Below are 15,168 nucleotides of genomic sequence, written 5' to 3'. Positions count from 1 at the left end.
GCTATGTGACCGACGAGTAGGGTGGCGCGGGACGGTACTGCGCGAACGGGGGTCGGCCGGGATGGGCGAGCTGCACACGGGCTTCTTCGGCTCGGTGGACGAGGTGGTCGAGCGGCTGGCCGGGGCGGGCTATCTGGCCTCGCAGGCGGTGGCCACCACCGTCTTCCTGGCGGACCGCCTCGGCAAGCCGCTGCTGGTGGAGGGCCCGGCGGGGGTCGGCAAGACGGAGCTCGCCAAGGCGGTCGCGGCGGTGGCGGACGCGCGGCTGGTCCGCCTGCAGTGCTACGAGGGCATCGACGAGTCCCGGGCGCTGTACGAGTGGAACCACGCCAAGCAGTTGCTGCGGATCACCGCGGGCCGTGACGGCGGCTGGGACGCGGCCCGGACGGACGTGTTCGGCGAGGAGTTCCTGCTGCCGCGCCCGCTGCTGACGGCGATCCGGAACGACGGGCCGACGGTCCTGCTGGTGGACGAGACGGACAAGGCGGACCTGGAGGTGGAGGCGCTGCTCCTGGAGGTCCTGGGCGACTTCCAGGTGACCGTCCCGGAGCTGGGGACGATCCGGGCCGCGCGGCGCCCGTTCGTGCTGCTCACCTCGAACGCGACCCGCGAGCTGTCGGAGGCGCTGCGCCGCCGCTGCCTCTTCCTCCACCTGGGCTTCCCGGAGGCGGAGTTGGAGGAGCGGATCGTCCGCCTGCGGGTGCCCGGACTGGACGCGGCGCTGGCCGCCTCGCTGGTCCGGGTGGTGAACGCGCTGCGGGCGATGGATCTGCGCAAGGCGCCGTCGGTCGCCGAGACCGTCGACTGGGCGCGCACCCTGCTCGCCCTCGGCGCCGACCGGCTGGACGAGGACGTGGTCCAGGCGAGCCTGGGCGTAGTCCTCAAGCACCAGGAGGACATCGTGCGCGCCGCCGAGAAGCTCACCCTGGCATGACCGGCGCGACCGGCACGAGCGACCCGGCGGCCCGACTGACCGGCCTGGTCCGGGCGTTGCGCGGGCACGGCATCCCGATCGGGCCGGCCGAGACCGTGGACGCGGCGGCGGTCGCCGAGGTGCTGGGCTTCGCCGACCGCGAGCGGCTGCGCGAGGGGCTGGCCGCCGCCGTCCTCCGCTCCTCGGCCCAACGGGCCGTCTTCGACCCGGTGTTCGACCTGTTCTTCCCGCTCGGGGTGGGCCGACCGGAAGCCGCCCGCGGGCAGGCGACCGCGCCGGACGTCGAGGAGCTGCGCGCCCGCCTGGCCGAGGCGCTGGCGAGCGGGGACCGCGCCGCGCTCGCCCGGCTGGCCGGCGAGGCGGTGGACGCGCTGGGCCGCTACGGTTCGGCCCCGGGCTCGGACGGCTTCTCGGCGTACCAGGCGCTCGGCCGCCTCCAGCCGGAGACGCTGCTGGCCCGGGTCCTCGCCGGCCTGGGCCGGGACAGCGCCGGGACGGGCAGCGCCGGCACCGCCTTCACCGACCGCCTGGAGGCGGACGAAGTGCGGCGCCGGATCCGCGAGTTCCGCGCCCAGGTCGGCACCGAGGCACGCCGCCGGGTGGCCGAGCTGCGCGGTACCGAGCGAATTGCCGCCCGCGCGGTCGCGCCCACCGTCGACCAGCTCGACTTCCTCACCGCGGGTCGCGAGCAGCTCGCCGAACTGCGGCGCACCGTACAGCCGTTGGCCCGCAAACTGGCCACCCGGCTGGCTGCCCGCCGGCGCCGGGCGGCGCGCGGACAGCTCGATCTGCGGCGGACGCTGCGCCGCTCGCTGTCCACCGGCGGAGTGCCGCTGCGGCCCGCCTACCGGCAACGGCGGCCGGGCAAACCGGAGTTGGTGCTGCTGTGCGACGTCTCCGGCTCGGTGGCGGGGTTCTCGGACTTCACCATGCTGCTGGTCCGGGCGATCGGCGAACAGTTCGGCCGGGTCCGGGTGTTCGCCTTCGTCAACCGCACCGCGGAGGTCACCCACCTGCTCACCGGTCCGAGTACCGCGCCCGTCGGCCTGGCCCACCGCGTCCTCACCGAGGCGAAGGTGGCGGGCTACCACGGCAGCAGCGACTACGGCGCGGCGCTCCGCCAGTTCGCCGACGAGCACCTGGCCGCGGTCGGCCCCCGTACCGCGGTCCTGATCCTCGGCGACGCCCGCACCAACGGCTTCGACCCCGGCACCGACGCCCTGCGCCGGATCGCCGCCGCCGCGCGCCGCGTCCACTGGCTCAACCCCGAGCCCCCGTCCCAGTGGGGCTCCGGCGACTCCGCGGCCCTGGCCTACGCCCAGGTCGCCCCCATGCACCCCTGCCGCAACGCCCGCCAGCTCACCGCCCTCGCCTCCCGCCTCCTCCCCGTCTGACCTTCCGGGGCCGCCCCGCGGCGGCGGCTCACGGGCGGCCGGTGAGGGTGACGATCGAGGAGTCCCAGTCGGGGCCGTGCGGGACGACGGCGCTGAGCACGACGTCGGTGTGGTGGGTCCAGGAGTTGATCCGGGCGTGGACGTTCTGCTCGCAGGTCTTCTTCACCACGTCGCCGCCCAGGTAGGAGCCGAGGTGCATGTTGACGGCCCTCAGCTCGACGCAGCCGGAGACCGCCTCGATGTAGCCGCGCAGCCGGTAGCCGTTGTTCTCCTTGGTGACGGTGAGGTCGGCGACGCCGTCGCTGGAGCCGTCGCCCGCGGTCGCGTGCAGGTAGATGCTCTGCTCCTGCACCACTCCCCGGCCGGTGCCCGCCGCGGCGGCTCCGGGCAGGGCCGCGCAGAGGACAAGGGCCAGTACTGCTGCACCACGACGCACGGACACTCCCGATTCCCCGAAGGCTCACGATCGACGTGCCGTACAACCGCGCCGGTGCCCGCCGGGACACGCTGCACTGCTCCGTCCGGACGACCCGGCCGGACTACCCTGGGCGCATGCGCGTACGTCCGATGCTCGACAGTCCGGTGGACGGCGGTCCGGCCGCCCGCCCCGGCGGCCCGGAGGACATCGCCGGGCTGCTCGCCGCGCGCGGTGTCGCGGTGCTGAGCGGCGCGGGCCTGTCCACCGAGTCGGGGATCCCCGACTACCGGGGTGCGACCGGCCGGCACCGCCGGCACCGGCCGATGACGTTCCAGGAGTTCACCGCGGGCGAGGAGGCCCGCCGCCGGTACTGGGCGCGCAGCCACGTCGGCTGGCGGACGATCACCGGCGCCCGCCCGAACGCGGGCCACCACGCGGTGGAGGCGCTGCGCCGCGCGGGCCACGTCTCCGCGGTGATCACCCAGAACGTGGACGGCCTGCACCGGGCAGCCGGCACCGCCGACGCGGTCGAGCTGCACGGCGGCCTGGACCGGGTGCTCTGCCTGGGCTGCGGGCGCACCTCCACCCGGGAGCGGCTGGACGCGCGCCTGCACGACCTGAACGGCACGCTCGGCCGGGCGGAGGGTGTCCGGGTGAACCCGGACGGCGACGTGGAGCTGCCGGACGAGCTGGTGGCCGGCTTCCGGGTGGCGCCGTGCGAGGAGTGCGGCGGCGTCCTCAAGCCGGACGTGGTGTTCTTCGGCGAGAACGTGCCCAAGCCCCGGGTCGAGCACTGCTACCGGCTGGTGGACGCGGCGTCCGGCCTGCTGGTGCTGGGCTCCTCGCTGACCGTGATGTCGGGCCTGCGCTTCGTCCGGTACGCCGCCAAGGCCGGCAAGCCGGTGGTGATCGTCAACCAGGGTCCGACCCGCGGCGACGCGCTGGCCACCGCCACGGTCGACCTCCCGCTCGGCCCGACCCTGACCGCCCTCGCCGCCCGCCTCAAGGGCTGACGGCCGACGGGCGGCGCCGCTCAGCGCGCGTACCCGAGCCCGTCCAGCACCTCGGGCGCCAGGCCGAACGCGGTGGTCATGCCGATGCCGGAGGTGACCGAGACGACCCGGACGCCCTCGGCGGGCTCGGCGATCAGGAACGGCTCCGGCGCGGAGGCGTACACGCCGCGCCAGCGCTCGCGCACGGTGAGGCCGTCGACGCCGAGCAGCTCGGCGGTCTCGGCGAGCACGGCGGCGTCCAGCGCCTCGTCCTCGAACGGGTCGAGGGTGGTGCCGTACGCGTGGGTGTCGCCGATGGTGAGGGTGCCGTCGGGGCGCTGGGTGTACATCAGGTTGAGGCCGATCCCGATCAGGTCGGGCCGTTCGGCGGTGAGGCGCGCCCGGACGGCGGGCAGGCTCGGGCAGGCCTCGTAGCCGCTGTAGCGCAGCAGCGAGTAGCCGGTCTGTACGGCGGGTTCGACGGTGGCGCCGCCGGGGGCGTCGACCCGCAGCATCCGCAGCGCGCAGCGCCGGACGCCGAACTGCGCGGCGAGCTCCGGGTAGTGCCGGTCGACGTCGTGGCCGGTGGCGAGGACGATCGTGCGGGCGGTGAGGGTGCCGCGGCTGGTGTGGACGGCGCCCGGCTCGATCGCGTGGGCGCTGGTGGTCCAGTGGAAGGTGGCGCCGCGCTCGGCGAGGTGGCGGGCGATGGCGTGGGCGGCGGCGCGCGGGTCGACCCGCAGGTCGTCGGGGAGGAAGGCGCCGCCGAGGACGCCGGCGCCGACGGGGATCCGTTCGGCGACCTGTCCGGCGGTGAGCGGGCGGACCTCGTCGCCGCGCAGCTCGGCGAACTCGCGCAGGACGGCGAGTTCGTCCTCGGCGCGGGCGACCATCACGGTGCCGGTGCGGCCGTACCAGAAGCCCGCCTTGTCGGCGAGGTGGGCCCAGGTGGCGCGGGCGTTGCGGGCGTAGCGCAGGGCGTCGCCGTCCTGGGCGGTGCCGCAGGCGTGGCCGAAGTTGCGGACGGAGGCGCCGGTGGCACGGTCGCCGCGTTCCACCACGGCGACCGTGAGGCCTCGCTCCAGGGCTTCGTGGGCGTGGGCGAGGCCGACGATGCCGGCGCCGATGACGACGACGTCCGCCGAGCCGAGCGGGGAGGGCATGTGCTGGGGTCTCCGTTCCGGGTTCTCCGCGCCCGAGCCGTCCAAGTTGTATGGACAACTGGGCCTACGCGGAGAATCTATGATCACCACCCGCACCCCGCCGAGAGACGGCCCGTGAACAACCGGTGAACACCACCGCCCCTCAGAGAGGCCGCTCCGTGCCGAGGTGCGGCGCCTCCACGCCGAGGTGCGGCCGCTCCGTGCTGAGCGCGGCCAGCAGCGGGGCCAGGAACTGCCGCTCCAGGCGCCCTGGCGGCAACTGCTCGGGCTCCACGTACGCCTGGGCGAGCGCGCCCTCGCGCAGGGCGATCAGCAGCCGGGCCACCTCGTCGGGGTCGGCGGTGAGGGTGCGCCCGGCCCGGGCCAGGTACTCGGTGAGGCCGCGGGCGATCTCGGCGCGCAGCCGGGCGTCGTGCCGGGCGAGCACCCAGGCGGCCTGCGGGTCACGGATCGCGTGCAGGGTGAACTCCATGGTGACCAGGTACCAGGCGCGCTCGGCGGGCTCGACCTCGGCGAGCACCTCGGCGACGCCGTCCAGGGTCAGCGCCCCGTCCGCCACGGCGTCGATCCGCTCCCGGATCCGGCCGACGATCCGCTCGCTGTGCTGGTCGAACAGCGCCAGGAACAGCTCTTCCTTGCTGCTGAAGTTGGAGTAGAAGGCGCCCCGGGTGTACCCGGCCCGCTCGCAGATCTGCTCGATGGTGGCGGCGCGGAAGCCCAGCTCGGCGAAGGTCTCCAGGGCGGCGTCGAGCAGCGCGGCGCGGGTGCGCGGGCGGCGCTTGGTCTCTCCCTTGGGCATGGGCGGGCCCTCCTCGTGCGGTGATCGATTCACGATACCGCCCCGGATCCGATCGGATGCATCGACGTATCCGATACGCGCGTGTATCTTTTGGCCCGTCCCACCCTCGGGCCAGCCCCCACCCCCCGCAGGACTCTGGAGCCCCCATGAGCACTCCCGAAGTGAGCACTCCCGAAGCCCTCTCCGCCGCCATCGGCCCGGTCCCCGCCGGCGTGACCATCCCGCTGCCGCCGACCTTCGAGGACGTGGCGGCCGAGCGCCAGTACCGCAAGGAGCAACTGGCGGCCGGATTCCGGCTGTTCGGCCGCTTCGGCTTCTCCGAGGGGGTCGCCGGCCACATCACGGTGCGCGACCCGGAGCACCCGGACCGGTTCTGGGTGAACCCGTTCGGCATGAGCTTCCACCAGATCAAGGCCTCCGACCTGATCCTGGTCGACCACGAGGGCACCCTGGTGCACGGCAACCGCCCGGTGAACAAGGCGGCCTTCGTCATCCACTCGCAGGTGCACGCCGCCCGCCCGGACGCGATCGCCGCCGCGCACTCCCACTCGCTGCACGGCAAGGCCTTCTCCAGCCTCGGCATCCCGCTCGACCCGATCACCCAGGACGCCTGCGCCTTCTTCGAGGACCACGCCGTGTACAGCGACTACCGGGGCGTGGTCAACGAGATCGAGGAGGGCAAGCGGATCGCCCAGGCGCTGGGCCCGCACAAGGCGGTGATCCTGCAGAACCACGGCCTGCTCACGGTCGGGCAGTCGGTCGCCGAGGCGGTCTGGTGGTTCGTCACCATGGAGCGCTCCTGCCAGGCGCAGCTGCTGGCGATGGCGGCGGGCACCCCGAAGCTGATAGACCGGGAGACCGCGCTGATCACCCGCGGTCAGCTCGGCAGCTCGCTGGCCGGCTGGTTCCAGGCCCGACCGCTGTGGGACCAGATCACCGCCTCCGACCCCGACCTGTTCGACTGACCCCTCCCCCACGCAACGCCGAGCCCCGAGGACGTACCCGTGCCGGACACCGCCCGCCGCCCCCGGATCGCCGTCCTCGGCGCCGGCTCGATCGGCTGCCACCTCGGCGGCCTGCTCGTCTCCGCCGCCGAGGTCACGCTGATCGGCCGCCCGGCCGCGATGGCCGCGATCGAACGGGACGGGCTCACCCTGACCGGCCCGGGCGGCGCCCGGCGCACCGTCCGCGACCTGCGCCTGGCCACCGACCCGGCGGCCGCCGCGGGGGCCGATTACGTGCTGGTCGCGGTGAAGTCCGCCGACACGGCCGCCGCCGGCCGCCAGCTCGCCGACGCCACCGGCCCGGAGACGGTCGTGGTCAGCTTCCAGAACGGGCTGCACAACCCGGAGCTGCTCCGCGGCGAGCTGCCCGGCCGTACGGTGCTCGCCGGGATGGTGCCGTACAACGTGGTCCGCAGCGGGGTCGCGGGCTACCACCAGGGAAGCGCGGGCCGGCTGATGGTCGAGGACGGGCCCGGGGCGGCCGACCTCGCCGCCACCGCCGCGCGGGCCGGGCTCGGCCTGGAGCTGCGCTCCGACATGCCGGGCGTGCAGGCGGCGAAGCTGCTGATGAACCTCAACAACGCGGTCAACGCACTGTCCGGGCTCCCGCTGCGCGAGCAGCTCGGGCAGCGCGCCTACCGGGAGTGCCTGGCCCGCTGCCAGCGCGAGGCGCTGACCGTCTTCGCCGCGGAGCGGATCGTCCCGGCCCGGCTCGGGCCCGTCCCGTCGCGCCTGATGCCGGCCGTCCTGGGCCTGCCGGACGGGCTGTTCCGGCGGCTGGCGGGGGCGAGCCTGCGGATCGACGCGCAGGCCCGCTCCTCGATGTGGGAGGACCTGGAGCGGTCCCGGCCCACCGAGATCGGCAGCCTCCAGGGCGAGATCACCGCCCTCGCCGAGCGCCACCGGCTGCCCGCGCCCGCCAACGCGCGGCTGGCCGAACTGGTCCGCGCCGCCGAGTCCGGGGGCCGCCGCGACTGGGGCGGCCCCGAACTCCTGGCGGCGCTCGACGCCTGACCGGGCGGCGGGCGGTAGGGCCCGTCAGGTGAACAGGTCGGGGAACAGGTCCTCGAACGGCTGGGTGGTCACCGAGACGCCCCGGCCGAAGGGGTCGTCGAAGTCCCAGATCAGGAACAGCAGGAAGGCGATCAGCGCGGCGAACGCGCCCGCCAGGAACAGCTCCCGCGCCGAGCGGCGGATCTGCAGCGTGAACACCATGCCGACGGTCACCACCGCGCCGGTGATCAGTCCGAACCACACCAGGCCGGGCATGGTCGGCCCGGTGCTCTGGCCGCGCGCGTTGCGGGCCTCGTCGGCGGCGGCGATCCGGTCGAGCATCGGCTGGTACGCCTGCGCCTCCAGGTCGTTCTGCGGCGCCCGCTCGGCGACGTCGGTCCGCAGCTTGGCCAGCAGCGCGGTGCCCTCCGGCGCGATCGAGCCGTGGTCGCGCATGTACTGCCACTCGGTGTCGACCACGTACGAGACGTACGCGTCGACGTCCTTGCGGACCTGGTCCCGGTAGTCGGCCGGGAACACCTGGACCCGCTGGCTGACCTCGCGCAGCGTCTGGGCCTCGTGCAGGGTGTCGTCCTGCGCCGCGGCCCGGCCCTCCCACACACCGGCGATGGCGAGGCCGAGGACGATCGCGTAGATGACGCCGATCATCATCGTGATGTACTCGATGACATCCGGCGTCTCCGACGGGTCGTCGTCCTCGGGTACCCGTCGCTGCCTGAGCACCACCACCGCGATGACCACGGCGCAGGCCGCGGACATCGCGATGGCGAGCGCCAGCCACTCGGACATGGCGTCTCCTGTTCGATCTTCACTGAAGGGTTGGTAGAACGTTTCCCCGCGCCGTCGGGCGCGGGGACCGGGTCAGGACCGGCCGCGGCCCATGCCTCCGGCCCGGCCGCGCGGCTTGAGCGCGGCGGCCGCGAGCACCGCGGGCACCGTGACGACCGCCATCGTGGTGGTGGTCGGGAGCGTGCGGCGGCGCGGCGGTTCGGCGCGCGGGGGCGGCGGCGGGTAGCGCAGGGCGACCGGCCGCGGGCTGGGCGGCGCGGAGCTCGGCGGGGGCGGCGGCACCGCGGCGGCGCTGCGCGAGGGCGGCGGTGCGGGCCGGCTCGGGGTCGGCGTCGGGGTCACCACCGGCCGGGGGACGACCGGCGGCACCAGGGTGGGCGTCGGGGTCGGCGTGGGCTTCGGCGCGGCCGTGGGTGTCGGCTTCGGCGAAGGCGTCGGCTCGGGTGTCGGCGTCGGCTTCGGGCAGGGGTGGGTCGGGTGCGGCGGATGGCTCGGGTGCGCCGGGTGGGTGGGGTGCGGCGGGTGGTCCGGGTGGCTCGGCTGTCCCTGCCCGATCCCGACGCCGCCTCCGACGCCGACCGACACCCCGTTGCCGACGTGCACCGAGACGCCGCCCGCCACCACCGTGGTGTCCACCCCGACGTCGACGCAGACGTGGACGTGTCCGTGCCCGCGGTCGCTCGCGGGCGCGGCGGCCGCGCCGGACAGCACGCCGCAGATCGCGGCCGCACCGGCGAGCGCACCGGCTGTCCGGGCGGAGAGTCTGATCCTGGGCTGCATGGGGCGGGACGGCCCTTCCTGGTGTCGACCGGAGGGCGCACCCCACCGGATCCAAGATCCAACTGACGCACCCTCAACTGCCGTCAGCGCCGCCTGGTTACGGCCACGAGCGTTTTCGAGGCAGTCGGACTGACGACCGGTCAGACTTTCTGCGCCCGTGCGGAACAGTAGATCGCCCGGCACCGCGGGTGCCGCCCCGGACTCCCGCCTGCACCCGATCAGGTGAACCTCGGCACCCGGGCGATTGGCGGCGGCCGAAAACGGAAATCACCACCGCCCGGCGCGGGAGAGGCACGCAGGGCGGTGGCGGGTTCGCGGGGAGGCTCGGGCAGGGTCAGAGCAGCGGGCCGGTGACCGGCAGCACCACCTGGCAGGGGATCGGCCGCGGGTGGGCCGGGTCCAGCGCGTTCAGCACGTCGGTCAGCGCGATCGGGTCGTAGGCGATCTCGAGGTGGTCGGTGGCGTCCAGCGCGCACTGCTGCTGCACGGTGATGTTGGTGACGTGCGGCCCCTCCGGCAGGAAGGCGTTGGTGTACGGGGTGACCACCTCGTCGAACCTGGTGGCGATCACGGTGTACTCGACGCCGGGGACGGTCTGCCCGCCCGCGTTGAGCGCGGTGATGAAGTCCGAGCCGATCTCCTGCTGCACGCAGGCCTTGCAGGGCCCGCTCAGGAAGTCGTTGGCGGGCGCCAGGATGTGCAGCTGGCGGGCGAGTTCGGTGATGCCGTCGAGCGTGGTGCCCTGGTTGCTGGGCGCCAGGCCGACCAGCTTGCCGACCTTGGCGGCGCCGCCCAGGTTCTTCAGGTAGTACCGCGGCAGCATGCCGCCCTGCGAGTGGCCGACCAGGTCGACCTCGGCCGCGCCGGTGGCGGCCAGCACCCGGTCCACGAAGCCGGCCAGCACGGCCGCGCCGCCCTCGATCGCCCCGGTGCCCTGGATCGGCGACCAGGCCGCCGGGCCGCCGTAGTTGAACGCGTAGACGCAGTACCCGGCGTTCGCCAGCAGCGGCGCGGCTCCCCGCCAGTTGTCGTTCATGTTCTCCAGCGTGCCGTGCACCAGCACCACCGGCGCGGGGTGCGCGGCGCTCGGCCGGCAGGACCAGTCGTTGGCGCCCGGCGGCGACTGCTCGGGGGCCAGGAAGCCGGTCAGGAAGCCGGTCGAGAAGTGCGTCTCGACCTGGTACCCGCCCGCCGCCGCGGCGGGCTGGGCGCCCGTCGCCAGCAGACCGGCCGCCGCGACGAGTGCCGTCGCCGCCGCCATCCGCGTTCTCTTCGCTCTCATTTCCGCACCAACTTCCGCGTCGCCGGAATTCCCTGACATCCGGACCGGCCACGAAACTAGGAGCGCCCCACCGGGTCGTCAACAGACCCGCCGCGGGTCCGAAAGAAGTACGACCGCGGGTGCACGCAATTTCCCCGCCCCCGCCCGAAACCTGTCACGACCCTGAGCACTTTGCACCGCATCCCCCCTCCCAGTGCCGCACAACGTCACGTCAGACCTATTGACCCGTCGGTAACATCAGCTCCATACTCCAACCGGCCACCCACCCGCCACCCACCCGAAGGAGTCGACTTGACCGGCCCCTGGGGCAACCTTCCGCGGAATTTCGCGGCGGAACTCAGACCCGAGCAGAAGACCCTCGCAGCCGAGATCATCCGCGAGATCCGGGCGGCCGTTCCGGAATTCTCCCGGCCGCTCGCGGGGAAATTCGGGACGGGAATACAGCACGGTGTGGAGACCGCGCTGGCCGAGTTCGGCGACCTGGTCGAGGGCACCGCCCAGCCCGATCCGGCCCGGCTGCGGGTGTACCGCTCGCTCGGCCGCGGCGAGCTCGCCGAGGGCCGCAGCCTGGACGCGCTGCAGGCCGCGTACCGGATCGGCGCCCGGGTGGCCTGGCGCCGGTACGCCCGGGTGGCCCGGCGCCGCGGGCTGAACTCCGAGCAACTGGCCACCCTGGCCGAGGCGGTGTTCGCGCACATCGACGAGATCGCCGCCGCCAGCGTGCAGGGCTACGTCGAGGCGCGGGCCGACCGGGCCGGGGCGCTCGGGCGCTCCCGGCACCGGCTGCTGGCCCTGCTGCTGGCCGGCGCCTCCGCGGAGGAGATCGAGCAGGCCGCGACCGCCGCCGACTGGCCGCTGCCCCGGCGGGTCGCCTGCGTCGCCCTGGACGCCCCCACCGCCGAACGCCCGCGCGGCGAGCGGCTGCCCGACCCGGTGCTCGCCGCCCTCGACCAGCCCGAGCCCCACCTGCTGGTCCCCGAACCGGAGTTGTACCTGGACGACCTCCGGGTGGTGCAGGCGCTGGCCGGGCGCGGCGCGGTGGTCGGCCCGGCCGTCCCGCTGCACCAGGCCGCCGACTCGCTGCGCTGGGCGCGCCTGGTCCGCGCCCGGCTGCCGCTCCCGCCGCAGCAGCCGGTCGACTGCCGCGACCGGCTGCCCGACCTGCTGCTGCTCGCCGACCCGGCGCTGGTCCGGCTGATCGCCGAGCACCGGCTGGCCCCGCTGGCCGGGCTGACCGCCAAGCAGCGCGAGCGCCTCGCCGCCACCCTCTCCGCGTGGCTGCGCACCGAGCACGGCACCGCGCCGGAGGTCGCCGCCCGGCTGGGCATCCATCCGCAGACCGCGCGCCGGCGGCTGCACCGGGTGCAGGAGCTGTTCGGGCCCGCCCTCACCTCGCCGGACGCCCGTTTCGAGCTGGAGATCGCGCTCCGCGCGGCCCCCTGATGTCCGGGCCTCTCATGTGGGAGCGCTCCCAGAAGTATTGACGGACCCTCTGCTCTCTGGCTTTATATTGACGGCTTCCGCAGTCATGGTGTGGGAGCGCTCCCGGACGACCCCCCACACGTCCAGAGAGGACCGGAACCATGCGCATCCAGCTGCGCCGTCGCCTGCGCCGGCTCGGTGCGGGCACCGCGGCCTTCGCCGCGGCGCTCGCCGTGCTCGCCTCCCCCGTCACGGCCGCCCCCGCCCAGGCCGCCGCCGCGCCCGGCACCGGGTACTGGCACACCAACGGCCGGCAGATCCTGGACGAGGCCAACCAGCCCGTCCGGATCGCCGGTATCAACTGGTTCGGCTTCGAGACCGCCAACTACGTGGCCCACGGCCTGTGGAGCCGCGACTACAAGTCGATGATCGACCAGATGAAGTCGCTCGGCTACAACACCATCCGGCTGCCCTACAGCGACGACATCTTCAAGGGCACCACCCCGGCCAGCCTCAACACCTCCGGCGGCATGAACGCCGACCTGGTGGGCCTCAACTCGCTCGGTGTGATGGACCGGATCGTCAACTACGCGGGCAGCACCGGCCTCAAGGTGATCCTCGACCGCCACCGCCCCGACTCGGGCGGGCAGTCCGCGCTCTGGTACACCGCCTCGGTGCCCGAGTCCACCTGGCTCGCCAACCTCCGGTCGATCGCCGGCCGGTACAACGGCAACCCGGCCGTGATCGGCATCGACCTGCACAACGAGCCGCACGACCCGGCCTGCTGGGGCTGCGGCGACCAGGCGACCGACTGGCGGCTGGCCGCGCAGCGCGGCGGCGAGGCGGTCCTGGCCGGCAACCCGAAGCTGCTGGTCTTCGTCGAGGGCGTGCAGACCTTCAACGGCAGCTCGTACTGGTGGGGCGGCAACCTGCAGGGCGCCGGCCAGTACCCGGTCCAACTCAGCGTCGCCAACCGGGTGGTGTACTCGGCGCACGACTACGCCACCAGCGTCGCGCAGCAGAGCTGGTTCTCCGACCCGTCCTTCCCCGCCAACATGCCCGGCATCTGGGACAAGAACTGGGGCTACCTGTACAACCAGAACATCGCCCCGGTCTGGCTCGGCGAGTTCGGCACCACGCTGCAGTCCACCACCGACCAGACCTGGCTCAAGGCCCTGGTCCAGTACCTGCGGCCGACCGCCACCAGCGGTGCCGACGCCTTCCACTGGACCTTCTGGTCCTGGAACCCCAACTCCGGTGACACCGGCGGCATCCTGAACGACGACTGGACCAGCGTCAACACCGTCAAGGACGGCTACCTGGCCTCGATCAAGGCCCCCGGCTTCGGCAGCTCCACCGGAGGCGGCGGCGACACCCAGGCACCCACCGCGCCCACCGGCCTGGCCGTCACCTCCACCACCAGCAGCAGCGTCTCGCTCTCCTGGACGGCCGCCACCGACAACACCGGCGTCACCGGCTACGAGGTCTACCGCGGTACCACCAAGGTCGCCACCGTCACCGGCACCGCGTACACCGACACCGGCCTGACCCCCGCCACCGCGTACGCCTACACCGTCCGGGCCCGGGACGCGGCCGGGAACGTCTCCGCCGCCTCCGCCGGCGTCACCGCGACCACCGCCACCTCCGGCGGCGGCACCGGCAGCGGCTGCACCGCCACCATCGGGCTGAACGACTGGGGCAGCGGCCTGACCGCGACGGTCACCGTCACCAACACCGGCACCCGGCCCACCACCGGCTGGCAGGTCACCTGGAACTGGCCGACCTCCCTGACCGTCACCGGCTCGTGGAGCGCCACGATCGCCCGCAGCGGCCAGAGCATCACCGCGACCAACCTGTCCTACAACGGCGCGCTGGCGCCCGCGGCGAGCACCAGCTTCGGCGTCCAGGCCTCGCGCTCCGACGCCGGCGCCCCGGCGACCGCGACCGCGGTCTGCACCGCGCTCTGACCCACTCCCCCCCACCCGCGGTGTGCGGCAGCCCCTCCCCGGAGCTGCCGCACACCGCTCACGCGTTCCCGGCCCCGGCCTCCCGGCTCCGGCGCGCCCGGGCCACCAGCACCGCGACCACCGCGCCGCCGGCACCCACCAGCGCCACCAGCCCGCCGAGCAGCGGCCACCGGAGCCCTCCCGACGACCCCACCGGGTCGGCAACCGTCCGCACGGCCGACACGGCGGGGACGGACGCCTCGGCCGACGCGGACGGCGACGGCGACACCTGGGCGGTCGTCGAAGGGCTCGGCGAAGGGCTCGGCGACGGCGACGCCTCGGCGGACGGCGAAGCGGTGCTCGGGGACGCCGCCGCGCGCGACGCGGACGGCACCGCGGCGGCGGAGCGCGAGGCCGTGGCCTTCGGCGCGGCCGAGCGGGTGGTCGGCGCGGGCGCGGCGGCTCCGCCCCCGTAACGGAAGGTGGCCGTCGGGCTGCTCCCGATGCTGTCGAGCGTGCCGTAGACGTACTGCGGGCCGTTCATCAGCGAGTAGCTGATGACGCCGTTGCCCAGCACGTGCACGGTCCCGCGTGCCGCGTCGGGGCCGAACGTCACGGTGGCCCGGACGGTCATGGAGCCGTGCGGCTCGATGAACAGCACCCGCTCCCGCTCGTTGAGCGACCAGCCGCCGTTGCCCTCGACGTGGTCCGAGGACCGCCAGGCTCCGGTCGCCGGGTCGTTCCACAGCACGGTGATGCCGGTGTCCTGCGTCCCGCCCTGCTGGGCGAAGTTCCACATGCTCAGGTAGAAGCCCGTCACGTTGATCCGGTACTGGGAGGTCGACCGGACGGTCATCGTCACCGTGAAGCTCCCGCCGACCGGCAGCGAGCCGGGCACCCCGGTCATCGTGGTGCTGATCGAGCCGTTGCCCGCGGCCGAGGCCGACCCCGGCAGGAGCAGGAGCAGCAGGGCGGCCGCGGCGAGCGCGACGGCACGGCGGGCAGGACGGTACACGGAATCCCCCAGGCGGACCGCGGCTCCGCCGTATGCGGAGCGAGCGGTGCCGCATGCTAGCAGTCCCCCGGCGGGTGATCCGCGGGGGCAGGGTGCGAGGATGGGGGCTTCCGCCCCCGGTGGCGGACCACGTCGACAGGCCGCGCCCATCCCGCAGCGGCCACAGGGCACGCGACGCGGTCCGGCTGCGAACCCCGGCAGACCCCCGGCGGTGCT

General features: G+C 74.3%; 14 protein-coding genes. 7 read left to right on the top strand and 7 right to left on the bottom strand.

From position 1 onward, the window contains the following. Positions 1-70: 70 nt before the first annotated feature. Both ACGFX4_RS22700 and ACGFX4_RS22695 read left to right on the top strand, forming a co-directional pair. Positions 71-934, top strand: coding sequence for an AAA family ATPase (locus tag ACGFX4_RS22700; protein WP_393077445.1), 864 nt, complete (start codon positions 71-73; stop codon positions 932-934). Further along, complete coding sequence (locus ACGFX4_RS22695) at positions 931-2,328, top strand: VWA domain-containing protein (protein WP_393077294.1); 1,398 nt, start codon at positions 931-933, stop codon at positions 2,326-2,328. Before ACGFX4_RS22700 ends, ACGFX4_RS22695 begins: the two co-directional genes overlap by 4 nt. Positions 2,329-2,356: 28 nt before the next feature. On the opposite strand, the gene ACGFX4_RS22690 is transcribed toward ACGFX4_RS22695, so the two are convergent. Then, positions 2,357-2,770, bottom strand: a complete 414-nt coding sequence (locus ACGFX4_RS22690; RefSeq protein WP_393077291.1) for a hypothetical protein — start codon at positions 2,768-2,770, stop codon at positions 2,357-2,359. A 110-nt stretch (positions 2,771-2,880) separates the two neighbouring features. On the opposite strand from ACGFX4_RS22690, the gene ACGFX4_RS22685 reads away from it, so the two are divergent. Then, positions 2,881-3,759, top strand: a complete 879-nt coding sequence (locus ACGFX4_RS22685; protein WP_393077289.1) for an NAD-dependent protein deacetylase — start codon at positions 2,881-2,883, stop codon at positions 3,757-3,759. Positions 3,760-3,779: 20 nt separating this feature from the next. On the opposite strand, the gene ACGFX4_RS22680 is transcribed toward ACGFX4_RS22685, so the two are convergent. After that, the gene (locus ACGFX4_RS22680; RefSeq protein ID WP_393077286.1) at positions 3,780-4,901 is read right to left on the bottom strand and encodes a TIGR03364 family FAD-dependent oxidoreductase; all 1,122 of its coding nucleotides are present in this window, start codon (positions 4,899-4,901) and stop codon (positions 3,780-3,782) included. Positions 4,902-5,043: 142 nt separating this feature from the next. Continuing rightward, positions 5,044-5,700 (bottom strand): TetR/AcrR family transcriptional regulator, encoded by a 657-nt coding sequence (locus ACGFX4_RS22675; RefSeq protein ID WP_393077283.1) that lies wholly within the window; start codon positions 5,698-5,700, stop codon positions 5,044-5,046. Between the two features lie 146 nt (positions 5,701-5,846). On the opposite strand from ACGFX4_RS22675, the gene ACGFX4_RS22670 reads away from it, so the two are divergent. Both ACGFX4_RS22670 and ACGFX4_RS22665 read left to right on the top strand, forming a co-directional pair. Continuing rightward, entirely contained in the window at positions 5,847-6,665 is an 819-nt protein-coding gene (locus ACGFX4_RS22670) for a class II aldolase/adducin family protein (protein WP_393077280.1), read from the top strand. 39 nt (positions 6,666-6,704) lie between these two features. After that, entirely contained in the window at positions 6,705-7,718 is a 1,014-nt protein-coding gene (locus ACGFX4_RS22665) for a 2-dehydropantoate 2-reductase (RefSeq protein ID WP_393077277.1), read from the top strand. Between the two features lie 24 nt (positions 7,719-7,742). Here ACGFX4_RS22665 and ACGFX4_RS22660 read toward each other — a convergent pair whose 3' ends face one another. The 3 genes from ACGFX4_RS22660 to ACGFX4_RS22650 all read right to left on the bottom strand — a co-directional run bounded on the left by ACGFX4_RS22660 (position 7,743) and on the right by ACGFX4_RS22650 (position 10,569). After that, complete coding sequence (locus tag ACGFX4_RS22660; RefSeq protein WP_393077274.1) at positions 7,743-8,507, bottom strand: hypothetical protein; 765 nt, start codon at positions 8,505-8,507, stop codon at positions 7,743-7,745. 72 nt (positions 8,508-8,579) lie between these two features. After that, positions 8,580-9,287 (bottom strand): hypothetical protein, encoded by a 708-nt coding sequence (locus tag ACGFX4_RS22655; RefSeq protein ID WP_393077272.1) that lies wholly within the window; start codon positions 9,285-9,287, stop codon positions 8,580-8,582. 334 nt (positions 9,288-9,621) lie between these two features. Next, on the bottom strand, positions 9,622-10,569 hold the full coding sequence (locus tag ACGFX4_RS22650) for an esterase/lipase family protein (RefSeq protein WP_393077269.1): 948 nt from the start codon (positions 10,567-10,569) through the stop codon (positions 9,622-9,624). Between the two features lie 291 nt (positions 10,570-10,860). Here ACGFX4_RS22650 and ACGFX4_RS22645 point away from each other — a divergent pair, with 291 nt between their 5' ends. Together ACGFX4_RS22645 and ACGFX4_RS22640 are read left to right on the top strand one after the other, a co-directional pair. Then, entirely contained in the window at positions 10,861-12,012 is a 1,152-nt protein-coding gene (locus ACGFX4_RS22645; protein ID WP_393077266.1) for a helix-turn-helix domain-containing protein, read from the top strand. A 140-nt stretch (positions 12,013-12,152) separates the two neighbouring features. Further along, the gene (locus tag ACGFX4_RS22640; RefSeq protein ID WP_393077263.1) at positions 12,153-13,958 is read left to right on the top strand and encodes a cellulase family glycosylhydrolase; all 1,806 of its coding nucleotides are present in this window, start codon (positions 12,153-12,155) and stop codon (positions 13,956-13,958) included. Positions 13,959-14,016: 58 nt separating this feature from the next. Here ACGFX4_RS22640 and ACGFX4_RS22635 read toward each other — a convergent pair whose 3' ends face one another. Then, a complete protein-coding gene (locus ACGFX4_RS22635) occupies positions 14,017-14,952 on the bottom strand; it encodes a hypothetical protein (protein WP_393077260.1) in 936 nt (311 codons plus the stop codon). Between the last annotated feature and the right edge of the window lie 216 nt (positions 14,953-15,168).

Origin of the sequence: Kitasatospora sp. NPDC048365 (assembly GCF_043200835.1) — a bacterium.
GTDB classification, from domain to species: Bacteria; Actinomycetota; Actinomycetes; order Streptomycetales; family Streptomycetaceae; genus Kitasatospora; species Kitasatospora terrestris.
Note: the sequence above shows the minus strand (reverse complement) of the source record. Positions and strands in the feature narration are given on the sequence as shown.